This window comes from Streptomyces sp. R41, assembly GCF_041053055.1.
Taxonomy (GTDB): domain Bacteria; phylum Actinomycetota; class Actinomycetes; order Streptomycetales; family Streptomycetaceae; genus Streptomyces.
This window is the reverse complement of record NZ_CP163443.1, coordinates 9975231-9995837: the sequence shown is the minus strand read 5'-3', so window position 1 is coordinate 9995837 and position 20607 is coordinate 9975231. Positions and strand designations below refer to the sequence as shown.

Genomic DNA, 20607 nt, shown 5'->3' with positions numbered 1-20607 from the left:
GCAGAGACGGGAAGGCTCCGGATCCGCACGCTACGCGGCGATGACGGCGACCCCTGTCCTGCCCCCGTCGACGTCCACCACGGTTCCGTGCACGAAGGCCGCTTCGTCACTGGCCAGCCAGACCACGGCATGCGCGATGGCGTCCGGCGTGCCGACGTCGCCGGCCGGGGTGCCCTTCATCATGATCTCGCCCGGATGGGGCTCGCCGCCTTCCGGAGCGGGGGGCAGGATCACGCCGGGCGAGACGGCGTTCACTCGCACGCCCATCGGGCCGAACTCCGCGGCCCATGCCCGCGTGAGCGTCTCCATGGCTCCCTTGGTGGAGCTGTAGAGCGCGCCGAGAGGAACGCCCAGGCGCGCGATCCACGAGCCGAGGTTGACGATCGCCCCGCCACCGGACTCCGTCATGACCGGGACGACGGCAGCAGTGAGGAAGAACGGCGCCTTCACGTTCACTCCGTAGACCTTGTCGAACGTCTTCTCGTCGGTGTCGGTGGTGCCGGGGGCCGGGTAGATGCCGGCGTTGTTCACCAGGATGTCGATCCGCCCGCCCAAGGTCTCACGGGCCCGATGGGCCAGGTCTCGGGAAGCCTCCACGCTGCCGTCGAGGTCCGCCGCCAGGAAATCGGCCCGGCCGCCGGATGCACGGATCCCTTCGACGACCTGTGCCCCTCGTTCCCGGTTGCGCCCGGACACGATGACGTGTGCCCCCTCGGCGGCGAACGCTTCGGCGATCGCCTGCCCGATATTGCTGGTCGACCCCGTGACCAGCGCCGTCTTGTTCCGCAGTCGTTCACCCATGACGCGATCTCCCTTGTCTCGCAGTGTGCGGACAACTGTGCGTCGTGGAAAATGGACCCGCAAGTCCAGAATGAAAGTCCGCCGAGGCGGAGGAGGAGAGGAGGCCGGATGCCGAACGCGCCGACCGCGAAGGGCCGCGCCACACGAGCCCGCATCGTCGAGGGGGCGGCCGAGGTGCTGCGCGAGCAGGGTGTCGCCTTCACGACACTCGACGACATCCGCAGCCGCACCGGCACGAGCAAGAGCCAGCTCTTCCACTACTTCCCCGACGGCAAGGACGAACTGCTGCTGGCGGTGGCCCAGTTCGAGGCGGACCGTGTCCTGGAGGACCAGCAGCCGCATCTGGGGCGGCTGGACTCGTGGGAGTCCTGGCAGCAGTGGCGGGATGTTGTGGTGGAGCGCTATGAAATCCAGGGCGACAACTGCCCGTTGGGGGCACTGTTCCTGCAGGTCGGGCGGTCCCGGCCCGGTGCACGGGCGATCGTGACGGAGCTGATGCGTCAATGGCAGGAGCAACTCGCCCGCGGTATGCGCGCCCTTCAGACAAACGGGCTGGTGTCGCCGGCCCTCGATGTGGACCGGACGGCCGCCGCACTGCTGGCGGGCATCCAGGGAGGCGTGACCATCATGATGTCCACGGGCGACTCGACCCACCTCAAGGCGGCGCTCGACACCGGGATCGAGCATCTGCGCGCGACGGCGAGTGTGCCGACGGCACATAGGCCGGTACGGACCTGACGGTCTCGCGGTCAGTGGGCCGCCGCGGGCGCGGTCTTTTTGCGGGCCCGGTACGCGGCTGCCTTGATCTTGTTGCCGCATGACTCCATCCCGCACCACTGCCGGCGCATGCCCCGCGAGCGGTCGATGTAGGTGCGCGTGCACTCCGGGTTGCCGCACTCCTTGAGCAGGGGTACGTCCGGCCCGCTCAGGAGCTCGATGGCATGGCGCGTCACCAGGGAAAGGGCTTCTTCCGGCGTCGCCTGCGTCCATCGCCCCGACGGAGTCAGCTGCGGCACCGCGGGCGGCTTGCGTGCCGCGTTGTTGACCACGGTCAGCGCCGCCCCGTCGCACTCCTCCCCGAGCCGACGGGCGGTGACCAGTTGGTAGATGGCTTCCCGTACGGTCGTCGCCTGCTCGACGTCGGCTTCCTGACTGGGGGAGACCGCATCGACGATGCCGGACTCCACGTACCAAGCGTTCAGACTGTCGGGCGCTGCGAACATCTCGAAGCGCACCGTACGGCGTGCTCGGAGCGTGGCGGCGAAGTCCAGCGCCGGGTCTCCGCAAACGAAGACATGGTCGAGTTTCACGTCACCATTCTGACAGGTGACTGCGGTCCGCAGCGCCGTCCGCGGTGTTCTGGCTTTCCATGGTCGCACTCCGTTTGGACTTTGATGGAACGGGTCAGTCACCTGCCAAGAAGGCGACTGAGAGCCCCCGAGGGGTCAGAACCGGTCCACGTCGATGACGGCCTGGGCGAAGGCGGTGGGTGCCTCCTGCGGCAGGTTGTGGCCGATGCCCGTAAGAGTGCGGTGCTCGTACTTTCCCGTGAACCTGTCCCGGTACGAGGCTCCGTCGCCCGGAGCGGTGAAGGGATCCCGCTCGGGGTCGAGGGTGATGGTGGGCACCTCGATGACCGGTCGCGTGGCGAGCCGCTTCTCGAGGCCGTCGTAGCGGCGCTCCCCGTCGGCGAGACTCAGCCGCCAGCGGTAGTTGTGGATGACGACGGCCGCGTAGTCGGGGTTGTCGAAGGCTGCCGCGGTGCGCTCGAACGTGGCGTCGTCGAAGTCCCACGTCGGGGACACGGTGTCCCAGACGAGCCTGGTCAGGTCGTGGCGCAGGGTCTTGTCCTCCATGGCGAGCCGGCCTCGCTCGGTGGCGAAGTAGTACTGGTACCACCAGGTATGTTCGGCCTTGGGGGCCAGCGGCTTCAGGTTGGCCGCGCGGTTGGTGACGAGGTAGCCGCTCACCGACACGAGGGCCTTGCAGCGTTCGGGCCAGAGTGCGGCGATGATGTCGGCGGTGCGCGAGCCCCAGTCGAAGCCGGCCAGCACGGCCCTCTCGATCTTCAGGGCGTCCATCAGGGCGATGATGTCGAGGGCGATGGCCGACTGCTGGGCATTGCGGATCGTCCGGTCGGAGAGGAAGCGCGTCGCGCCGTGGCCGCGCAGATACGGGACGATCACCCGGTAGCCCTCTTCGGCCAGCAACGGGGCGACGTCGACGTAGCTGTGGATGTCGTACGGCCATCCATGCAGGCAGATGACCGCGGGGCCGTGGGCGGGGCCGAGTTCGGCGTAACCGACGTTCAGCAGGCCGGCCCTGATCTGCTTCAGCTGCGCAAACGTGGTGTGCGCGCCGGGGGTGACCATGGGAACGGTCGACGCCGCGGATGCGCTCCGGGGGACGGCGGACGCGGCCTGCAGGCCGCTCAGTGAAACGGCGGCCGCGCCCGTGCCCAGCCCCAGAGCCTTGCTGAAACTACGCCTGTTGATCATGTGAACCCCTCCGCGCGTCTGCGTGTACCGGCTTGTGCGATGACTGACTGTCACACAAAGGTCGTCACCGGTCAACCCGGTGACGACGACTTCGCTGCCCACCCCCTAGCTCCCATGGCACCTGCTCAACACATAGCCAAAGGGCACCGCGTTCGACTCAGATCCCGTTTTCGTCACCGTCTTGACCAGTGACGCAAGAAGCTGCAAGTATCCAGTCACCACCTGAACCGGTGACGCGAAAGAGGGAGCAGTCATGGCAGTCAGCTACACCGCCGTCGTGAACGTCGACGGGGAGGGCCGCAACGGCGGCCGCGTCCAGTCCGAGGACGGACTTCTGCAGACCACTCTGGCCATCCCGAAGGAGCTGGGAGGTGCCGGCAACGCCACCAACCCCGAGCAGCTGTTCGCGGCGGGCTGGGCCGCCTGTTTCCTGGGCGCCGTGCGCCGCGCCGCCGCGGAGCGCAAGATCAGGCTGGCGAGCACCGCCATCACCGCCGAGATCTCGCTCAATCACGGTGACGACGGTGAGTTCGGCCTGGCTGCCGTTCTCAACGTCGAGCTCGGCGGCGTCGACGAGGAAACCGCCACGGAACTGGGCGCCGCCGCCCATCGAATCTGCCCCTACTCCAAGGCCACACGCGGCAACATCCCGGTCACCGTCAACGCCACCGCTGTCTAAGGGGACCTGCCGGGTCGCAGAAGACTTCGGTGCCGTAACCGCCGGCAGGTGGGCACTTCCGCTGCCTGAACCGCTCGACCAGGGCCGGCGCGACGACAGATGTCGTGGTTCGTACGGACCCCGACCTGTGGCGGTGCATACTCAGGACTCCCCTGTCGTGCTTCCGGCCGGATGATCGTGACAGGTTTGCGGATTCGACTCGGCGGATGAACGTGCGCCCGAAGTGGGGTCCCACCGGATGAGCAGGCTCGTACGGAGCGGACGTAACAAAGGGCATGCCGACATTCATGGCCAGCAGGCACGGGGACCGCGTGCCGGTGAGCAGCGTGGAGCCGTCGAGGCGATTGAAGTGGCTTCGGCGGCACCGGCGGTGGGTGTTCGTGGTGGCCGTGGTCGCGCTGCTGGCCGAGATGGCGATCGCGATGGTCACGACGGCCGTGGAGCAGACCCCCACCATCGACGAACCCGTGTACGCGGGTACGGCGACGGTCTACGTGCAGCAGCACAGTCTGCGCTACAACCCCGAGCATCCGCCCCTGGGCAAGCTGATCATCGCGAGCGGGCTGGTGTTCGCCCATCCGCATCTGGACGCCGGCTTCACGGGTGATCAGACGGCGCTCGGGCGGCGGCTGCTGTACGAGTCGGGCAACGATCCGGGGCGGGTGATGCTGTGGGCGCGACTGCCGGTGATCGTGCTGACGTTGCTGTTCGGCCTTGTCGTCCTCGCCTTCGCGCGCGAACTCGTCGGCTCCGCGGGCGGGTTGGTGGCCCTCGCCCTGTACGCGTTCTCGCCGGACGTCATCGCGCACGGCTCGCTGGCCACGCTCGACGTACCGGCGTCGGGTTTCCTGCTGACGTCGGTGTGGCTGCTGTGGCGGGCGCGGCGGCGTCCGCTCCTCCATCTGCCGCTCGCCGGGGCGGCGCTCGGCGCGGCGGTGGCCACGAAGATGAGCACGCTTCCGGCCGTTCCGGTGCTGCTGCTCCTGGCGGTGGTGTCCGTGTGGCACGGGCGCGACCTCAGCGTGGTCAGGAAGGTTCGGCTCGGCGCGGCGGCCGCGGCCGGCACGGCGTTGGTGGCTCTCGTCGTCGTGTGGGCCAGCTACCTCGCCGTCGACCCGCGGCTGCGCTGGACAGCGCCGGCCGACCTCCCGGCGGTCCACGGACTGCGCGGGCTGCTCATCGACTGGCTGCCCTTCCCGCAGCCGTACCGGGACGGGATGCGCGTCCAGTTCGGCTTCGAGAACGCGACGTGGGGAGGCTTTCTCTTCGGCCGGCTCTACCGCGGGTCGCTCTGGTACTACCTGCCGGCCGCACTGCTGGTGAAAACGCCACTGGGCATGCTGGCGCTGTGGCTCGCCGGTGCCGTCGCGATGGCCGCCGTCCCCCGGCTGCGGGCCGCCGCCCCCTACGTTCTCATCCCCCCGGCCGTGCTGCTGGCCGCGGCGATGCACGGCTCCCGTGACCTCGGCGTGCGCTACGCCCTGTCCGTACCGGTGTTCCTCGCGGTCGCGGCGGCCGGTGTCGTCGCACTGCGGCGGCGGTGGGCCCACCTCGCCACGGCGGCGCTGGTCCTGTTCGTCGCCGTGAGCTCGCTGCTCGCCTACCCGTACTACCTGCCGTACTCCAACGAAGCGTTCGGCGGACCTGCGAAGACCCACCTACGACTGCACGACTCGAACGTCGACTGGGGACAGGACCTGGGCCGGCTCGCCGACCGCCTGGACCGGCGCTACCCGCACGAAGACGTCTGGCTCGTCTACAAGGGCGCCGGTGTGCCGTCGTACTACGGCATCGACGCGGCCGACCCACGCAAGGCACCACCGGGCGAGGTGCACGGGCTGCTTGTCGTGTCCGACTCCTCGATCGCCAAGGCCGACGGCCGGCTGGCGGCGCTGCTCGCCACCAGCACGCCGATCGACGAGGTCGGCCACTCGATCACGATCTTCCGTCGGCCCTAGGCCAAGCGGGTTCCTGCGCCCCCGACCCGCCGTCAGCTGCCAGGAGTGAGCAGGTCCAGCACCCGCTCCCAGTGGAACTCCGCGCGCCCGCCGTCCTGTTGCGGCTCCCCGGAGTACGGGTCACCGAACCGGACACCCATCCCGCGCAGCCGCTCGACACTCGCGCGGTAGACGGGGTGGGCCGCCAACGCCTCGTTCACGCACGGCAGTACGGCGATCGGGACGCCGAGGCCGTACGCCTCGCACAGGGTTCCCAGGGCGAGGGTGTCGGATATCCCGGCCGCCCACTTGTTGACGGTGTTGAAGGTGGCCGGTGCGACGGCCACCGCGTCCGGGGCCGGGAAGGGACGCGGGTCGCCGGGGGACCTCCAGGCGGACCGGATCGGGCGGCCGGTCCGCGCCTCGACGGCCGTCGCGTCGATGAAGCCGAGGCCCTGCGGGGTGGCGATGACGCCGACCTCCCACTTCCGCTCCTGGGCCGCGGTGATCAGTTTGCTGATGTCCTCGGCGATGCCCGCCGCGCAGACGACGACGTAGAGGAAGGGCTTTTCGGCATGTTCGCTCACCCGGGAACCCTAATGAACACACGGGCTTCCACTGAGTCGGGGATTTCTACTGGACCGGGAAAGTGTCCCCGCGCTCCGCCTGCGGACGCGGGCCGAAGATCCTGCGCTCCTTCTCCTCGATCCGTACGTCGTTGATGCTGGCCTCGCGCCGCGTCATCAGACCGTGCTCGTCGAACTCCCACAGCTCATTGCCGTACGACCGCCACCACTGGCCGTCGGCATCGCGGGACTCGTACTGGAAGCGGACGGCGATGCGATTGCCGTCGAACGCCCAGAGGTCCTTGCGCAGGGCGTACTCGTGCTCGCGCGCCCACTTCGCGGTCAGGAGTTCCACGATCTCGGCGCGGCCCGTGACAAAGGTGTCGCGGTTGCGCCAGATCGAGTCCTCGGAGTAGGCGAGCGAGACCTTGTGGGGGTCGCGGGTGTTCCAGGCGTCCTCGGCGGCCTGGACCTTCTGGGCGGCGGTCTCACGGGTGAACGGCGGCAGGGGCGGGCGGTCGGTCATGGCGATTCCTTGCTCTCGGCAGTGTCGGCAGTGTTCTCGGCGGTCTCGACAATCCAGAGTGAGAGAGAACGAGCGTTCTCCGTCATGACTGCTACCATAGAGAACGACCGTTCTCACGTCAAGGAGTCCCCCGTATGGACAGCACGGCCGCCCGGGACCAGGCCCTGGCCCTCGCTCGGGAACAGGCGCTCGACGCCGCGGAGGAGCTGTTCTACGGGCGCGGTATACAGACCGTCGGCATGGACGACATCCGCGGCGCGTCCGGCGTCTCGCTCAAGCGGCTCTACCAGCTGTTCCCGGCCAAGGAGCAACTCGTCGAGGCCTACCTGGAGCGGCGCGACATCCGCTGGCGACAGCGACTGGCCGACCACGTGGACCGGTGCGAGGATCCCGAGGAGCGGATCCAGGCCGTCTTCGACTGGCTGCGACAGTGGTTCGCGGAGCCCGACTTCCGAGGGTGCGCCTGGATCAACTCCTACGGGGAACTGGGCGCCACCTCGCCTCGCGTGACCGCCCAAGTCCGCGCCCACAAAAGGGCGTTCAAGGAATATCTGCGGGGGCTGGTGGCCGACGCCGGGCTTCCCTCCCCGCTCGCGGACCACCTGTATCTGCTCGCCGAGGGCGCCATGGTCACCGCGGGCATCACGCGGACCACGGAGCCTGCCGAGCAAGCGGCGGAAGCGGCACGAGCGCTGGTGGAAGCCCGGCGATAGGGCGTCCGCTTACACCGCTCAGGCAGCCAGCGCCGCCACCTCCGCCCGTGCCGCCGCCAGCGAGGTCGCCGCAAGCCCCTTGAAGCCCGCCAGGTGGGGGATGTCCTCCGCCCGGGTCAACTCGGCGGCCACCAGATGCAGATGCTCGTCGGCGACGCCGAGGTTGCCGAAGTACGCCCGCAGATAAGGGGTTTGGTAGTCGAACCCTTCCCGGGGCGTGCCGGGACCGTAGCCGCCGCCGCGCGCCATGACCACCACCACGCGCGTGTCCCGCAGCAGGCTCTCCCCGCTGTCCGGGTCGGTGAACGCGCCGGGGAAGGACACCCGGTCGATCCACGCCTTCAGCGTGGCGGGGACCGAGAAGTTGTACATCGGGACGCCGAGCAACACCGTGTCCGCGGCCAGCAGTTCGGTGATCAGCGGGCGGGTGAGCGCCCATTCCCGTTCCTCGGCCGCGCCCTCGACCAGCGCGGCCACCTTGCTCGGCGGGACGACACCCTGGCGCTCCACACGCTGGCCGAGGGCCGCGTAGGCCGGCCCGATCAGCGGTACGGGATCGGCGGACAGGTCGCGATGGCGGTATCCGTCCGTGCCGTGCGCCTCGCTCCAGGCGTCCGCGAACAGCGCGGTCAGCTGCCTGCTCACCGAGTCGGTGGAGCGGCTGACGCTGGAATCCAGATGGAGCAGGGTCGCACCCTGCGACTGGCTCATCGACGTGTGCATCGTCTGTGTCACCTCGACTTGATCGTGTACGTCATAGGAGTGACGGAACGCGACGAGGAAAGGTGACCCATGGACGGGCACGACGAGCTGGCGCGGCGGTTCGAGGCGCACCGCGGTCAGTTGCGGGCGGTCGCCTACCGGATGCTCGGTTCGCTCAGCGAGGCGGAGGACGCCGTCCAGGAGACCTGGCTGCGGCTGGGCCGTGTCGACGCCGCCGAGGTCGAGAATCTGACCGGCTGGCTGCGGACGGTGGTGTCCCGGGTGTGCCTGGACATGCTGCGCTCCCGCGCCTCGCGGCGGGAGGAGCTCGTCGGGCAGCGGATCCCGGACCGGATCGGGGAGGCCGACGACGCGGGCGATCCCGCGGACGAGGCCCTGCTGGTCGACTCCGTGGGACTGGCGCTGCTCGTGGTCCTCGACACGCTGAGCCCGGCCGAGCGGATCGCGTTCGTGCTGCACGACATGTTCGCGGTGCCCTTCGAGGAGGTCGCTCCGGTGGTGGGCCGCTCGCGGGTGGCCGCCAAGAAGCTCGCCAGCCGTGCGCGCCTCAAGGTGCGGGGCACGCCGGCGGTGTCCGGCGCGGAGCTCGACCGGCACCGGCACGTCGTCGACGCCTTCCTCACGGCCGCCCGGGGCGGTGATCTCGGCGCGCTGCTCGCGGTGCTCGACCCCGATGTCGTCCGTCGGGCGGACCCCGTCGCCGTGCCGGCGGGCACGGCGACGGAGGTCCGCGGTGCGCGGGCCGTGGCGGAGGAGACGGTGCTCCTGCGGGAGCGGGCGCGCCATGCGGCACTGGCACTGGTCGACGGAAAGGTGGGCCTGGTCGTCGCCCCGCGCGGCCGGCTGCTGATCGCCCTCACCCTCACGGTCGAGGGCGAGCGGATCACGGCGTACGAGGTGATCGCCGACCCCGTACGCCTGCGCCGCCTCGATCTGGCTGTCCTGGACAAGTGACCTTCAGGCCTCGCAGGACTTTCAGGTCCCGCAGGACTTTCAGGTCCCGCTGGGCTGACAGGTCCCGCCCGGCTTTCAGGTCTCGGAAACGGTGATGGCGCCGACCGGGCAGGCCCGGGCCGCCTCCCGCACCATCGGGTCGCCGCCGCCGTCCTCGCGGCCCGGCAGCAGCTCGCTGAAGCCGTCGTCGTCCTGGGTGAAGACGCCCGGGGCGGTGAGGGCGCACTGGCCCGCGCCGATGCAGACGTCCTTGTCGATGGAGATGTCGATGCTCATGGCCGCAGCCTTTTACCAGGTCAGGGGGAGTTCCAGCATCCCCTGGATCGTGTCTCCGGGTTTGAAGGGAATGTCGTCGACCGGTGCGGCGAGCCGCAGCCCGGGGAACCGGTCGAAGAGCGACGGCAGCGCGATCTCCATCTCGGCCCGGGCGAGGTTCTGACCCAGGCACTGATGGATGCCGAAGCCGAACGCTATGTGCTGGCGGGCCGAGCGGTGCCAGTCCAGGGCGTCCGGTTCGGGGAAGGTGTGCGCGTCGCGGTTGATGACGGAGGTCGAGAAGATCACGCCCTCGTCGGCGCGGATCGTCTTCCCGGCCACCTCGATGTCCTCGGTGGCGACCCGCAGCAGCCCGTCCGCGATGGACAGGAAGCGCAGCAGCTCCTCGACGGCGGCGGGCATCAGCGTCGGCTCAGCGCGTAGCTCGGCCAGCTGTTCCGGGTGCCTCAGCAGGGTGAACGTACCGAGCGAGATCATGTTCGCCGTCGTTTCGTGCCCGGCGACGAGCAGGATGGTGGCCAGTGAGATCAGCTCCTCGCGGTCCACCGTGCCCTCGCGCAGCTGATCGTGGATGAGCTCGTCGAGGAGTCCGTCGCCCGGCTCCTGTTGCTTGCGGTCGATCAACGAGCCGAAGTACGCGTCCAGCTCGTCGCGCGCGTTCTCGATGTCGGCCGCGGTGGGGCCGCGCAGCAGTCTGCGGGACTTTTCCTCGAAGAAGTCGTGGTCGGCGTATGGGACGCCGAGCAGGGCGCAGATCACCATGGAGGGCACCGGCAGCGCGAAGGCGTTCACCAGGTCGGCCGGCGGGCCCTGCTCCGCCATCCGGTCGAGGAGGCGGTCGACGGTCTCCTGGATGCGGGGGCGCAGCGTGGCGACCCGCTTGAGGGTGAAGCTCGGGACCAGCATGCGGCGTTGGACGCGGTGCTCGGGGTCGTCGAGTCCGAGCAGCGCGACGCGGCGGTTGCGGACCGCCGCGAACCGCTCCGTGGGCGCCGGGAAGGCGGGCAGGGTGCGGTCCGACGACAGGCGCGGGTCGGCGAGGAGTTCACGGGCGGTGGCGTGGCCGGTGACCACCCACACGGCGCGCCCGTCGAACAGGGAGATCCGCGAGAGCGGGCGCGCCTCGCGCAAGGGGTCGTAGGCGGTGGGCGGGTGGTAGGGACACGTACGGTCCTGGGGGAAGGCAATCGGTTCCGTGGTGGGGGGTTCAGTCGTGAGGGGCTCTGTCATGGTGACCTCGCAAGCGCTGGTTCCCTCTTGCCGATCTTCATTAGATGCCCCAGGCACCTAGACGACCACACAAAGTTCGGCCAGATGCGCCGGACGCGCGATCTGGCCGAAGCGTGGGGGGACCGCCGCCGAGTTCCTCGGGTTTCCCATGCGTGTCGTCGCCCAGGTGGCGGCACACATGGCTTGATCTCCTCCAGCGTAGCTCCGCGGTAATTCGCTTGCGTGGGCAAATCCGGTGGCCCCAGGATCTGCCCATGTCCACGATCGAAGCCTTCCTGACGCTGACCTCCACCGCCGCTACTCCGGTGCGGGTCCAGCAGCAGCCCGGCCGACCGCGGAGGCCTGCGCTTCCCCGGTCGTGACCGCCGCGCTCGTCGCGGGGCTTCTCGCGGGCTTCGGCATCGCCGTGCCCGTCGGAGCGGTCGCGACCTACCTCGTCTCCCTCACCGCTCGTACATCCCTGCGCATCGGCGTCTGCGCGGCGCTGGGGGTGGCGACCGCCGACGGGCTGTACGCCCTGGTCGCCGCGCTCGGCGGTTCGGCGCTCGCTGCCGCGCTGCAGCCGATCCTGCTCCCGCTGCGCTGGGCCTCGGGACTGGTGCTGGCCGCGCTGGCGACACGGGGCGCGGTCACCGCGTTCCGCCAGTACCGCGGGCGACGGCTCGCCGCCCGCTCCGGACAGGATCCGCACCGCCCGGCGCGCGCGTATCTGGCGCTGCTCGGGATCACCCTGCTCAACCCCACCACGGTGATCTACTTCGCCGCGCTGGTGCTCGGCAGCCGTACCGCCGAGGCGGGGCGCCCCTTGGAGCAGGGGGTGTTCGTCCTCGCCGCCTTCGTCGCGTCCGCGAGCTGGCAAATCCTGCTCGCCGGGGGCGGCGCACTGCTCGGCCGTGCCCTGACGGGGCGTCGGGGACGGCTGGTGACGGCGCTCGCGTCGAGCGTCGTGATCACGCTGCTGGCCGTACGGATGCTGGTGGCGCCGCGATGACGGAGCATCTGTCGGTTCTCCTCGCCGGGCCTGTCACATTTCCCCGCCGGGCTCCGTCAGTGCAGTGACAGCGCAGAAACCGGTGCGGTGACAGAGCAGAAACGCTGCGAACTCTCGAGGAGACCGTCATGCAGGCACGGATGAAGAACCCGGCGATGATCCTTCCTGGCGCCATGGAGGCGATCCAGGGCCTGTACAAGGCCACCAGCAAGGGCGGAGTCCCCCAGCAGACCCTGGAGCTCGTGCACCTGCGAGCCAGCCAGATCAATGGGTGCAGCGCCTGTGTCGACGCCGGTGGGCGGGGCGGGCAGAAGGCGGGCCTGACGGACGAGCGCCTGTGGTCCGTCGCGGCCTGGCGCGAGGCGCCGTACTACTCGGATGCCGAGCGGGCCGCGCTGGCGCTGGCCGAGGAGATGACCCGGCTGAACGACCGCTCCGCGACGCGGTCCGCGACGAGCTGTGGGACGAGGTCGCCGACCACTACGACGAGCAGCAGCTCGCGGCGCTCATCCTCTGGATCGCGACGACGAACTTCTTCAACCGGCTCAACGCGACGATCAAGGAGCCGGCCGGGGCGACGTGGGGCTGAGCGCTCCGTCCGAGTCGGCGCCGGACCCGAACGCACGGGCCACGGCCAGGCTGTCCTCGTACACGTGGTGGCGTACGACCAGGCCGTTCTCGATGGTGAGGTGCAGGGCGAACCGGGCGCGGTAGGCGCGCCCGGTCGGCGCGGCCGTCTGGCGGATCTCCCCGAGGACGACGGCCTCGTCGCCGTCGACGAGGATCCGCTCGATCTCGGTGGCCGCCCGTCCGGGCACATGGTGCTCGGCCAGTGCACGGTAGTGGGCCGCGGCGTCGGCCCGTGTGGAGCGGTGGCGGATCCACGGGGTCGCCGCGCGCCCGTGCTCGTCCTGAGGCCAGCTCAGTTTCCAGTCGCTCCGCTCCGCGTACAGCTCGGCGATCCACTCGGGATCGCCCTCCCCCATCCGGCGCAGCAACTCCTCGGCCACGGCGCGCGTCGTCGAGGGGTCATCGGTGGATACGGACATGGAGCCGCCCCTTCGTCGTCGGTGTGCGGAACGGCTCCACCGTGCCGCACGTGTCCTCGGCACGCGATTACACGCGAGGTATTGGTGCGGAAGTTTCGAGTCCGCCCTGGTGTTGAATCGTGCCGAGACACGACCAGTACGACGCGACGATGGGACGGAAGTCATGCCTCTTGAGGGCGAGTACGAACCCAGCCCGACGCAGTGGGTGCGGGATCAGGTGGAGCTGTACGAGAGCTCCGGCGGCACCAAGGGGACGACCCTGATGGACACGGGTCTGCCCGTCATCATTCTCACGACCCGTGGCGCCAAGAGCGGCAAGATCCGCAAGACCCCTCTGATGCGTGTCGAGCACGAGGGCCGGTACGCGGTGGTCGCCTCACTGGGCGGAGCCCCCAAGCACCCGGTCTGGTACTTCAACGTCAAGTCCGATCCGCACGTGGAGCTTCAGGACGGGCCCGTGCGCCAGGAACTGATCGCCCGTGAGATCACCGGCGAGGAGAAGGCCCTGTGGTGGGAGCGCGCGGTCGCCGCGTATCCCCCGTACGCCGACTACCAGAAGAAGACCGACCGGGAGATCCCCGTCTTCGTACTGGAGCCGACCGACTGACACCGGCCGACTGACGGGCGCACACGCACAGCGGTGGCCCGCACCGGCCCCCCGCGCCGGTGCGGGCCACTCCCCCTGGTCAGGCGGCAGTGCGCCGCCACGCGTGCGCGGCGATCAGAATCGCCGACACCGCGCCCGGCAGCGCCGCCACCGCTCCCGACGTCCCCGACGAGAAGACGAAGCCCAGCGGGCCGCCGACGAGGAACAGCACCGAGATCCACCACGGGAGCACGCGCGAGCGCAGCAGGGCTGCGGTGATGAGAAGCGTCGCCAGAAGGGTGGCCAGTGCGCCAGGGGCCACCAGGCCCATGACTTGGCCGTCGTGGGCATTGACGTAGTGCACGAAGGCGCGTCCGGCCGGCTCGTTGAGGGCGGCGGTGTCGGTCGCGTACGAGTACACGGCGGCGATCGAGGCCAGTCCCGCGGCCAGGAACATCCCCGAGAGCACCGCGACCACGGAGCCGATCCGGGCGAGTACGGCACCGCGTTCGCGCACCAGTATGCAGACGGCGACCGCGAGGCCGACGGTGAACACGGCGATGCCCACGCCTCCGTAGGCGTAGAGCGTCCAGAAGGCGCCGCGGTTGTCGGCGACCTTGTCGTACGAGTTGCCGTTGCTGGGGTCCCCGCCCGGTGCCAGCCAGGTGAGCAGGAAGTTCATCACCTGTCCGACGACGACCGCGACCAGGGCGAGCGTGGCGAAGGGCCGCAGTCGGGGCGAGGGCAGGGTGTGCGCGGGGCGTTCTGCGGTGGTGGTGTGGGCGGTCATGGCGGTCTCCCGACGTCCGACGTGATGGTGCGTCACCGCACTGTCGCGCGAGGCGGGTTGGCGCCACATCGGAGCTGCCACGGGCAGATCCTGCGTGTCAGTACGGATACCGACGCGCGCCCTCCGGTCCTACCGTGAGCGCATGCCCTGGCCCCGCCGACTCTCCCTGGTCACCGCGTCGTCGACGGCGCTCGTGGCCGCAGGGGGCTGCGCGCTGCTGTTCCTGGATCCGGACCCCGCCGCCGGGGACGTGCTCACCGTCGTCGGAGCGGCCGTGGTGGGGGCCTTCTCGACCGGCCTCGGCCTGTTCGTGTCCGGCCGCCGTCCGGCCAACCCGGTCGGCTTCCTGCTCACGCTCATCGGCCTCGTACCCCCGCTGATCATGCTCAGCGACACCCACGGCTCCGTGAGCGTCGACCGCTCGCGTCTGCTGCCCGGCGCCGAGGCCGTCCACCAACTCAGCGCCGGTCTCTGGACGTTGTGGTACGTGCCGGTCATGCTCCTCGTGCTGGTCTTCCCGGACGGACGTCTGCCGGCCGGCCGCTTCCCGCGCCTGGTGCTGTACGGAGTCCTGCTCGACCCGGTCGTCTTCGACGTGCTCGCCGCACTCGACCCCACCCCGTACGACCCGCCCTTCGAGGACTTCGGGCACCCACTGCCGACGGTGCCCCCTTCGCTGATGTGGGTGGCGTACGCCTCGCTCGGGCTGCTCATGGTGCTGCTCGTCGCCTCGATGCTGGTGATGCGGCGCCGCTACCGCACGGCCGAACCGGTGCAGCGGGCCCAGGTGAAGTGGTTCGCCCTCGGCGCGGTCGCGCTCCCGGGCACGCTGTTGTTCTGCTGGACGGACTACCTGCTGTTCGGCGAGGTCGGCGTCCTCATCTGGCTGGGGCTCCTCGCGCTCTATCTCGGCGTGCCGTCGCTGACCGCGCTGGCGATCCTGCGGCACGACCTGTACGACGTCGACCGCGCCGCCAGCGCGGTGGTCACCTGGGCCGTGGTCACGGCGGGGCTGCTCGCCGTGTACAGCGCGGCGTCCGCGTCCGGTGGGCTCGCGCTCGGCCGGGGCAGTGCCGTCGTGGCGTCCGCCGTGACCGCGCTGGTCGCCGTGGTCCTCGTGCCCGTCAAGAACCGGGTACGTCGCCGGGTGGACCGGCGTTTCTATCCCGTGCGCCAGGCCGCGCTGGCCGCCGTACGGTCGCTGGAACGCTCGGTGCACGAAGGGCGGGCGCACCCCGAGCAGTTGGAGGAGGTGCTGCGGGGCGCGCTGCGGGCTCCCGGGCTGCGCGTGGGGTATCTGCTGCCGGGCGGAACGGAGTTCAGGGACACCGACGGGGTACGGCTCGCGGGGGGTCTCGACGTCCGGGCCGGGGGGCGGGTGATCGGCGTGATCGACGGGCCGTGTCCGCGCGAGGTCGCCACCGCCTGTGCCTCGCTCGTGGAGACGGTACGGTTGCGGGCCGAACTCGCGGGCGCGCTCGGCGAGGTGGAGGCCAGCCGGAGCCGGCTGCTGCGCGCCGGGTACCGCGAACGGCGACGCCTGGAGCGGGACTTGCACGACGGCGCCCAGTCACGGCTCGTCACGCTCGGCATGGCGCTGCGGCTCGCCCAGCGCCACCTCGACGACGGCACGGTCGACGTGGACGGGCTGCTCGACCAGGCCGTGGCCGAACTCGGCACCGCCGTCGCGGAGTTGCGCGAGCTGGCGCACGGCCTGCGGCCCAGCTCGCTGGACGACGGACTGGGCCCCGCGCTGGAGGCGCTCGCCGCGCGGGCGCCGGTGCGGCTGGACTGGCGGCTCGACGGACGGGCGCTGCCCGACGACGTCGCGACGACCGCGTACTTCGTCGCGAGCGAGGCCGTCACCAACGCGGTGAAGCACGCACAGGCCGCGAGCATCGGAGTCGTCGTACGCGAGGACGCGGACGGCGCGGTGCGCGTGACCGTGCGCGACGACGGGCGGGGCGGAGCCAACCCCCGTACGGGCTCCGGACTTTCGGGTCTGACCGATCGGGTGGCCGCGCTCGGCGGGCGGCTGCACATCACCAGCGGGGCCGGTGCCGGGACGACCGTGGAGGCGGTGCTGCCATGCGTATCGTGATCGGCGAGGACTCGGCGCTCTTCAGGGAAGGACTCGCGCGGCTGCTCGCGGACGCGGGGCACGAGATCGTCGGGCGGGCGGGGGACGCCCCCTCGCTGGTGGCCGCCGTGGCCGAGGCGCGGCCCGATCTGGCCGTCATCGACATCCGGATGCCGCCGGATCTCACGGACGACGGGGCGCGGGCAGCGCGGCGGGTGCGCGACGAGTTTCCCGAGTTGGGCATCGTGCTCCTCTCGCAGCACATCGAGACCCGCAACGCGGTGGAACTGGTCGCGCAGGGACGGTTCGGCTATCTCCTCAAGGACCGCGTCTTCGATGTCGAGGACTTCCTGGAAGCGCTGCGGCGGGTCGCCGCCGGCGGCTCCGCCCTCGACCCCGAGGTGGTCTCCCGGATGATCGGCGCGCACCGGGATCCCCTCGCCTCCCTCACCGCCCGCGAGGCGGAGGTGCTCGGGCTGATGGCCGAGGGACGCACCAACCTGGGCATCGCTCGGCGGCTGTGGCTCACCGAGCGGACCGTGGAGACCCATGTCGGCTCGATCATGGCGAAGCTCGGGCTCGCGACGGGCGAGGAGCACAATCGGCGGGTGCTGGCGGTGCTGGCGTATCTCACGGGGTGAGGGGGCCGAGCGGTCGGCACTTCGCGCGGGGTGGGGTACCGAGCCGCAGGTTTGCACTCACGGCGTGCGGATCGCGAGCAAGGAGCGCCTCCCACGACACGCGGTTCCCGAGCCGTCGGCCATGAACATTCCGGGCCGCCGAAAATTTCCTCGGGTTTCGCGCGCATGATCCGCCGCCCCCCGGGCACCCGAGCGTCAGGCCCCGCCGCGCTCCCCCGTCGCGGCGGGGCTTCCCCCTGCCGCGTCGCCCCGCGCGGCCGCCCGTGCCGTCGGTGCGTCGGTGATGTCGAGGAAGATCTGGTCGGCCTCCTGGACGGTGTGGGCGACGGAGCGCTTGATGCGGACGGCGACGTCTTCGACCTCCTCGCTGTCGATACCCGGGACGAGGTCGATCCGGGCGGCCACCAGGGTCGAGTCGAGGCCCAGTTGCATGGTCAGCAGCGCCTCCACGCTGTCGATCTCGGGCTGCGCCTCCAGCAGGGCGCGGATCCTGCGGCTCTGCTCCTCGTCGGCGGCCTGCCCGATCAGCTGGTCGCGGGCGTCACGGCCAAGCCGGTAGGCGACGTACACGAGCAGCACCCCGATGGCCAGGGATGCGGAGGCCTCCCACGCGACCTGACCCGTGACCATGTGCAGCGCCATGCCGACGCCCGCGAGGGTCACGCCGAGCACCGCCGTGCCGTCCTCGGCGACGACCGTGCGCAGCGCGGGATCCCGTATGCCGCCCGTACCGCCCTGCTGGTGCACCTGGTGCAGCGCGCGCAGCAGCGAGGCACCTTCGGCGAGGAAGGCCACAGCGAGGACCACGAGTCCCGCCACATAGCCGTGGAACGACTCCTCGGCGCCGTGCCTGAGGGCCTCGAAGCCCTGGAAGAAGGAGAAACAGCCGCCCATCACGAAGATGCCGACGGCCGCGAGCAGGGACCAGAAGAACCGCTCCTTGCCGTAACCGAACGGATGCTGTCGGTCGGCGGGGCGGCGGCTGCGCCGCAGCGCGGCCAGAAGGAACACCTCGTTCGTGCTGTCGGCCACGGAGTGCGCCGCCTCCGAGAGCAGCGCGGGCGAGCCCGCGATGAGGCCGCCGACCGTCTTGGCGACGGCGATCAGCAGGTTGGCGCCCAGGGCCACCAAGACGGTGACGCGGGTCCTTCGGTCCGACCGGTTCGGCCGGTCCGTCGAGTCGCTGCCCACACCGCCCGGTTTCCCAGGCCCGCCCGACTCACACCGTGCAGACGGCGGGAATCGGGGGATGCTCTCCGGGGCACCAGGCGCTGTGGGCGTACGCTCGCGACCTCTACCAGACGCCCGGATTCGGTGACACCGTCGACGGGACCGCGCCGCGACCGGTGCCGGAGGGTGGAGAGGTTCCGGCGCGGGGCGTCCCTGACCGGAGAGGCAAAGGAGACCAGGTGTCCCAGAAGCGGAAGAAGCTCAAACTCCCCCTCGCCTACAAGCCTCTGGGCTTGGTGCTGAGCTGGGCGGGCGGTGCCCTCGCGGGACTCGCCTTCCAGCAGACCTGGAAGGCGATACGTCACGAGGAGGACGCGCCGGACGCGCTGGACCAGGACCGCGGCTGGGGCGAGGTGCTGCTCGCCGCCGCCCTCCAGGGAGCGATCTTCGCGGTCGTGCGCAGCGCGGTGGACCGCACGGGCGCGAAGGCCATCGAGCGCTCCACGGGGGTGTGGCCTTCCTCGGACAAGGGCGGCCGGGAGTGAAGCCCGCCGAGAGCGAAGCCCGGGAGAAGTCAGCCCTGCTTGGGCGCTGTCGGGCGCATCGCCCGGCGCAGCGTGAAGGAGTGTCCGGCCGGGTCGGCGTAGCCGCGTTCCTCGTACGGGCCGGCCGCGTCCTTGGTCTCGAGGGGGCGGCCGCCGAGGCCGACGACCCGGCGTTCCGCCTCGTCCAGGTCCGACACATGGAAGTCCAGATGGACCTGGAGGGCGTTCTCGGGGCGCGGCCAGCTCGGCGGCGTCGCCGTCACGTCGCGACGAAACGCCATCCGCATGCCGTCGGCACCCCTGATCTCCACGCGGTTCGCGGTCGCGCCCGTCTCCTCGGCTTCGAGCAGGTCCTTGTAGAAGGTGGCGAGCTTCTCGGGCTCGGCGCAGTCCAGCACGACGACGCCTGCCGTGACCAGTGCCATGTGTCCTCCGTACGGGTTCCCGGGCGCGGGCGGCCTCCTGCCGCCGACTGCCCCGCGCTACCGGGTACCCCGTCCGGCGATTTCAGTCGGCCACCACCCACGCGCCGTCGCGCATGAGGTCGCGTCCGGAGATCTCGTTGGCCTCGCGCCAGGCCTGTACGCGCCGCGGGGTGATGCGGAAGTAGAGGTACGCGGCGGTGAGTTGACGCGGGTCGAAGCCGGTCTTCTCGGCGAAGGCGTCGCCGACTCCGTCCGGCAGCTCGGCCGGTTCCAGCGTCTCCGCGGTGCCCTCGACAATGACCACGTCACGGGTCGGGCCGATGCCGAGGCGCGCCTTTCCGGTCGTCCGCAGGTTCCGGCCGGTCGGACTGGCGGCCGGGGTGGCCAGCAGCAGGGTCGACCCGTCCCAGAGGAAGGACAGCGGAATCAGATACGGCGGTCCCCCGTCGCCGTCGGCCGTGGACACCCACGCGTCCTCGTCGTTCTCCAGCCGGTTGAGCGTATCCAGCTTGCGCTGCTTCGTGGTGCGGGCGGGCGGGTTCATGGTCGGGCGGCCTCCTGGTGGGCGTCGTACGAAAAGGCGCGGTCATACGGACAGCTCTACGGGGATGACGTCTGAGCGCTCCTCAGTGTGACGCGCCGGGCGTTCTCACAGGCAGCGTCTGTGCGTTCCCTTCCTCCTTGAGCTCCTCGAGCCGGGCAGCCGCAGCGGTCAACAGCATGTCCAGCGCCGCCGGATACGCGCTGTGCCGCATGTCCCTCACCAGGTGGCGGGCCGTCGCCGCGATGTGCGGGTGCGTGTCGGAGGGCAGCCGGGCGTACGTCGCCCGCCACACCCCCGCCTCCGCCTCGCGGGCGGCCCGGGGAAGGGCGACGCTCGCCGCGTCGAGCGCCGCGAAGGCCAGCGCCTGGTCGACGAACGCGTGGTAGATCCGTACGGCCTCGGGGTCGGGGAAGCCGGCGCCGCGCAGCACGCCGAGGATCGTCTCGACGGCCTCGATCTCGTGGACCCGGCCCGTCACGCGGTAGGAGCTGAGCACCGCGGCCTGTGGATGCGCGAGGGAACCGGAGTGCATCCGCAGGCCGAGGTCCCGCAGGTCGGCCCGCCAGTCTCCGGTGGGGTGCCAGGTGCGCAGCGTACGGCCGATGAGTTCGTCGGCGATGGCGAGCAGCAGGTCGTCGGTGTCGCGGAAGTACCGGTACAGGGCGCTGGGGTCGGCGCCCAGGGCGAGGCCCAGGCGGCGGACGGTGAGGGCGTCGGCGCCGTGCTCCTTGAGCAGCCGCAGCGCCGTCTCGACGATCAGTTCCTCGGAGAGTACGACGCCCGTCTTGGTGGGGCGTCTGCGCCGGCGGGCGGCGGGCGGGACGACTCGGTCGTTCGTGGGCGTCATGGGCTCTCCCTCCGGTGCGGGCACCTTATGTCAACA

Annotated in this window: 24 protein-coding genes and 1 pseudogene; 11 read left to right on the top strand and 14 right to left on the bottom strand. The window is 70.7% G+C overall.

Annotation, left to right across the window (positions count from 1 at the left end):
• Positions 1 to 30: 30 nt before the first annotated feature.
• The gene (locus AB5J53_RS45520) at positions 31 to 801 is read right to left on the bottom strand and encodes an SDR family NAD(P)-dependent oxidoreductase (protein ID WP_369251435.1); all 771 of its coding nucleotides are present in this window, start codon (positions 799 to 801) and stop codon (positions 31 to 33) included.
• A 108-nt stretch (positions 802 to 909) separates the two neighbouring features.
• On the opposite strand from AB5J53_RS45520, the gene AB5J53_RS45515 reads away from it, so the two are divergent.
• Positions 910 to 1539 carry a TetR/AcrR family transcriptional regulator gene (locus AB5J53_RS45515; protein ID WP_369251434.1) on the top strand — a complete coding sequence of 210 codons (630 nt, stop codon included), beginning with the start codon at positions 910 to 912 and terminating at the stop codon, positions 1537 to 1539.
• Positions 1540 to 1550: 11 nt separating this feature from the next.
• Here AB5J53_RS45515 and AB5J53_RS45510 read toward each other — a convergent pair whose 3' ends face one another.
• Together AB5J53_RS45510 and AB5J53_RS45505 are read right to left on the bottom strand one after the other, a co-directional pair.
• Positions 1551 to 2111 carry an ABATE domain-containing protein gene (locus tag AB5J53_RS45510; protein WP_369251433.1) on the bottom strand — a complete coding sequence of 187 codons (561 nt, stop codon included), beginning with the start codon at positions 2109 to 2111 and terminating at the stop codon, positions 1551 to 1553.
• Between the two features lie 135 nt (positions 2112 to 2246).
• Positions 2247 to 3299, bottom strand: a complete 1053-nt coding sequence (locus AB5J53_RS45505; protein WP_369251432.1) for an alpha/beta fold hydrolase — start codon at positions 3297 to 3299, stop codon at positions 2247 to 2249.
• A 253-nt stretch (positions 3300 to 3552) separates the two neighbouring features.
• Here AB5J53_RS45505 and AB5J53_RS45500 point away from each other — a divergent pair, with 253 nt between their 5' ends.
• Positions 3553 to 3978, top strand: coding sequence for an organic hydroperoxide resistance protein (locus AB5J53_RS45500; protein ID WP_369251431.1), 426 nt, complete (start codon positions 3553 to 3555; stop codon positions 3976 to 3978).
• A 410-nt stretch (positions 3979 to 4388) separates the two neighbouring features.
• Entirely contained in the window at positions 4389 to 5936 is a 1548-nt protein-coding gene (locus AB5J53_RS45495; protein ID WP_369252877.1) for a phospholipid carrier-dependent glycosyltransferase, read from the top strand.
• Between the two features lie 32 nt (positions 5937 to 5968).
• Here the strand turns inward: AB5J53_RS45495 and AB5J53_RS45490 are convergent, their stop codons facing one another.
• Together AB5J53_RS45490 and AB5J53_RS45485 are read right to left on the bottom strand one after the other, a co-directional pair.
• The gene (locus AB5J53_RS45490; RefSeq protein WP_369251430.1) at positions 5969 to 6502 is read right to left on the bottom strand and encodes a flavoprotein; all 534 of its coding nucleotides are present in this window, start codon (positions 6500 to 6502) and stop codon (positions 5969 to 5971) included.
• A gap of 46 nt (positions 6503 to 6548) precedes the next feature.
• The gene (locus tag AB5J53_RS45485) at positions 6549 to 7007 is read right to left on the bottom strand and encodes a nuclear transport factor 2 family protein (protein ID WP_369251429.1); all 459 of its coding nucleotides are present in this window, start codon (positions 7005 to 7007) and stop codon (positions 6549 to 6551) included.
• 134 nt (positions 7008 to 7141) lie between these two features.
• Here AB5J53_RS45485 and AB5J53_RS45480 point away from each other — a divergent pair, with 134 nt between their 5' ends.
• Positions 7142 to 7720 (top strand): TetR/AcrR family transcriptional regulator, encoded by a 579-nt coding sequence (locus AB5J53_RS45480; protein ID WP_369251428.1) that lies wholly within the window; start codon positions 7142 to 7144, stop codon positions 7718 to 7720.
• A gap of 18 nt (positions 7721 to 7738) precedes the next feature.
• Here the strand turns inward: AB5J53_RS45480 and AB5J53_RS45475 are convergent, their stop codons facing one another.
• A complete protein-coding gene (locus AB5J53_RS45475; protein ID WP_369251427.1) occupies positions 7739 to 8431 on the bottom strand; it encodes an FMN-dependent NADH-azoreductase in 693 nt (230 codons plus the stop codon).
• Positions 8432 to 8512: 81 nt separating this feature from the next.
• Between AB5J53_RS45475 and AB5J53_RS45470 the strand changes: the two genes are divergently transcribed.
• The gene (locus AB5J53_RS45470; protein ID WP_369251426.1) at positions 8513 to 9397 is read left to right on the top strand and encodes a sigma-70 family RNA polymerase sigma factor; all 885 of its coding nucleotides are present in this window, start codon (positions 8513 to 8515) and stop codon (positions 9395 to 9397) included.
• 75 nt (positions 9398 to 9472) lie between these two features.
• On the opposite strand, the gene AB5J53_RS45465 is transcribed toward AB5J53_RS45470, so the two are convergent.
• Both AB5J53_RS45465 and AB5J53_RS45460 read right to left on the bottom strand, forming a co-directional pair.
• Positions 9473 to 9667 (bottom strand): ferredoxin, encoded by a 195-nt coding sequence (locus AB5J53_RS45465; RefSeq protein ID WP_369252875.1) that lies wholly within the window; start codon positions 9665 to 9667, stop codon positions 9473 to 9475.
• An 18-nt stretch (positions 9668 to 9685) separates the two neighbouring features.
• Positions 9686 to 10903 (bottom strand): cytochrome P450, encoded by a 1218-nt coding sequence (locus AB5J53_RS45460; protein WP_369251425.1) that lies wholly within the window; start codon positions 10901 to 10903, stop codon positions 9686 to 9688.
• Positions 10904 to 11261: 358 nt separating this feature from the next.
• On the opposite strand from AB5J53_RS45460, the gene AB5J53_RS45455 reads away from it, so the two are divergent.
• Together AB5J53_RS45455 and AB5J53_RS45450 are read left to right on the top strand one after the other, a co-directional pair.
• Positions 11262 to 11894, top strand: coding sequence for a LysE family transporter (locus AB5J53_RS45455; protein WP_369251424.1), 633 nt, complete (start codon positions 11262 to 11264; stop codon positions 11892 to 11894).
• Positions 11895 to 12022: 128 nt separating this feature from the next.
• Positions 12023 to 12483 (top strand): annotated as a pseudogene (locus AB5J53_RS45450) (carboxymuconolactone decarboxylase family protein).
• Here AB5J53_RS45450 and AB5J53_RS45445 read toward each other — a convergent pair.
• On the bottom strand, positions 12452 to 12943 hold the full coding sequence (locus tag AB5J53_RS45445) for a nuclear transport factor 2 family protein (protein ID WP_369251423.1): 492 nt from the start codon (positions 12941 to 12943) through the stop codon (positions 12452 to 12454). The pseudogene AB5J53_RS45450 and the gene AB5J53_RS45445 sit on opposite strands and share 32 nt — an antisense overlap.
• Positions 12944 to 13106: 163 nt before the next feature.
• Between AB5J53_RS45445 and AB5J53_RS45440 the strand changes: the two genes are divergently transcribed.
• The gene (locus tag AB5J53_RS45440) at positions 13107 to 13550 is read left to right on the top strand and encodes a nitroreductase family deazaflavin-dependent oxidoreductase (RefSeq protein ID WP_369251422.1); all 444 of its coding nucleotides are present in this window, start codon (positions 13107 to 13109) and stop codon (positions 13548 to 13550) included.
• A 79-nt stretch (positions 13551 to 13629) separates the two neighbouring features.
• Here AB5J53_RS45440 and AB5J53_RS45435 read toward each other — a convergent pair whose 3' ends face one another.
• Positions 13630 to 14319: a DUF4386 family protein gene (locus AB5J53_RS45435; protein WP_369251421.1), complete on the bottom strand. Its 690-nt coding sequence runs from the start codon at positions 14317 to 14319 to the stop codon at positions 13630 to 13632.
• 142 nt (positions 14320 to 14461) lie between these two features.
• Here AB5J53_RS45435 and AB5J53_RS45430 point away from each other — a divergent pair, with 142 nt between their 5' ends.
• Complete coding sequence (locus tag AB5J53_RS45430) at positions 14462 to 16420, top strand: histidine kinase (protein WP_369251420.1); 1959 nt, start codon at positions 14462 to 14464, stop codon at positions 16418 to 16420.
• Positions 16408 to 17040 (top strand): response regulator, encoded by a 633-nt coding sequence (locus AB5J53_RS45425; protein ID WP_369251419.1) that lies wholly within the window; start codon positions 16408 to 16410, stop codon positions 17038 to 17040. Before AB5J53_RS45430 ends, AB5J53_RS45425 begins: the two co-directional genes overlap by 13 nt.
• A 195-nt stretch (positions 17041 to 17235) precedes the next feature.
• Here the strand turns inward: AB5J53_RS45425 and AB5J53_RS45420 are convergent, their stop codons facing one another.
• Positions 17236 to 18231: a cation diffusion facilitator family transporter gene (locus AB5J53_RS45420; RefSeq protein ID WP_369251418.1), complete on the bottom strand. Its 996-nt coding sequence runs from the start codon at positions 18229 to 18231 to the stop codon at positions 17236 to 17238.
• 218 nt (positions 18232 to 18449) lie between these two features.
• Between AB5J53_RS45420 and AB5J53_RS45415 the strand changes: the two genes are divergently transcribed.
• Positions 18450 to 18755, top strand: coding sequence for a DUF4235 domain-containing protein (locus tag AB5J53_RS45415; RefSeq protein WP_369251417.1), 306 nt, complete (start codon positions 18450 to 18452; stop codon positions 18753 to 18755).
• Between the two features lie 29 nt (positions 18756 to 18784).
• Here the strand turns inward: AB5J53_RS45415 and AB5J53_RS45410 are convergent, their stop codons facing one another.
• The 3 genes from AB5J53_RS45410 to AB5J53_RS45400 all read right to left on the bottom strand — a co-directional run bounded on the left by AB5J53_RS45410 (position 18785) and on the right by AB5J53_RS45400 (position 20571).
• Positions 18785 to 19180: a VOC family protein gene (locus tag AB5J53_RS45410; RefSeq protein ID WP_369251416.1), complete on the bottom strand. Its 396-nt coding sequence runs from the start codon at positions 19178 to 19180 to the stop codon at positions 18785 to 18787.
• Between the two features lie 82 nt (positions 19181 to 19262).
• Positions 19263 to 19724, bottom strand: a complete 462-nt coding sequence (locus AB5J53_RS45405; protein ID WP_369251415.1) for a pyridoxamine 5'-phosphate oxidase family protein — start codon at positions 19722 to 19724, stop codon at positions 19263 to 19265.
• 82 nt (positions 19725 to 19806) lie between these two features.
• Entirely contained in the window at positions 19807 to 20571 is a 765-nt protein-coding gene (locus AB5J53_RS45400) for a TetR/AcrR family transcriptional regulator (protein WP_369251414.1), read from the bottom strand.
• Positions 20572 to 20607 lie beyond the last annotated feature (36 nt).

Excerpts from the sequence above, each read along its gene's own strand:
- AB5J53_RS45520 (WP_369251435.1), bottom strand. The coding sequence starts at position 801 with ATGGGTGAACGACTGCGGAACAAGACGGCGCTGGTCACGGGGTCGACC.
- AB5J53_RS45515 (WP_369251434.1), top strand. The coding sequence starts at position 910 with ATGCCGAACGCGCCGACCGCGAAGGGCCGCGCCACACGAGCCCGCATC.
- AB5J53_RS45505 (WP_369251432.1), bottom strand. The coding sequence starts at position 3,299 with ATGATCAACAGGCGTAGTTTCAGCAAGGCTCTGGGGCTGGGCACGGGC.
- AB5J53_RS45500 (WP_369251431.1), top strand. The coding sequence starts at position 3,553 with ATGGCAGTCAGCTACACCGCCGTCGTGAACGTCGACGGGGAGGGCCGC.
- AB5J53_RS45495 (WP_369252877.1), top strand. The coding sequence starts at position 4,389 with ATGGCGATCGCGATGGTCACGACGGCCGTGGAGCAGACCCCCACCATC.
- AB5J53_RS45485 (WP_369251429.1), bottom strand. The coding sequence starts at position 7,007 with ATGACCGACCGCCCGCCCCTGCCGCCGTTCACCCGTGAGACCGCCGCC.
- AB5J53_RS45480 (WP_369251428.1), top strand. The coding sequence starts at position 7,142 with ATGGACAGCACGGCCGCCCGGGACCAGGCCCTGGCCCTCGCTCGGGAA.
- AB5J53_RS45475 (WP_369251427.1), bottom strand. The coding sequence starts at position 8,431 with ATGAGCCAGTCGCAGGGTGCGACCCTGCTCCATCTGGATTCCAGCGTC.
- AB5J53_RS45470 (WP_369251426.1), top strand. The coding sequence starts at position 8,513 with ATGGACGGGCACGACGAGCTGGCGCGGCGGTTCGAGGCGCACCGCGGT.
- AB5J53_RS45460 (WP_369251425.1), bottom strand. The coding sequence starts at position 10,903 with ATGACAGAGCCCCTCACGACTGAACCCCCCACCACGGAACCGATTGCC.
- AB5J53_RS45445 (WP_369251423.1), bottom strand. The coding sequence starts at position 12,943 with ATGTCCGTATCCACCGATGACCCCTCGACGACGCGCGCCGTGGCCGAG.
- AB5J53_RS45440 (WP_369251422.1), top strand. The coding sequence starts at position 13,107 with ATGCCTCTTGAGGGCGAGTACGAACCCAGCCCGACGCAGTGGGTGCGG.
- AB5J53_RS45435 (WP_369251421.1), bottom strand. The coding sequence starts at position 14,319 with ATGACCGCCCACACCACCACCGCAGAACGCCCCGCGCACACCCTGCCC.
- AB5J53_RS45430 (WP_369251420.1), top strand. The coding sequence starts at position 14,462 with ATGCCCTGGCCCCGCCGACTCTCCCTGGTCACCGCGTCGTCGACGGCG.
- AB5J53_RS45425 (WP_369251419.1), top strand. The coding sequence starts at position 16,408 with ATGCGTATCGTGATCGGCGAGGACTCGGCGCTCTTCAGGGAAGGACTC.
- AB5J53_RS45410 (WP_369251416.1), bottom strand. The coding sequence starts at position 19,180 with ATGGCACTGGTCACGGCAGGCGTCGTCGTGCTGGACTGCGCCGAGCCC.
- AB5J53_RS45405 (WP_369251415.1), bottom strand. The coding sequence starts at position 19,724 with ATGAACCCGCCCGCCCGCACCACGAAGCAGCGCAAGCTGGATACGCTC.
- AB5J53_RS45400 (WP_369251414.1), bottom strand. The coding sequence starts at position 20,571 with ATGACGCCCACGAACGACCGAGTCGTCCCGCCCGCCGCCCGCCGGCGC.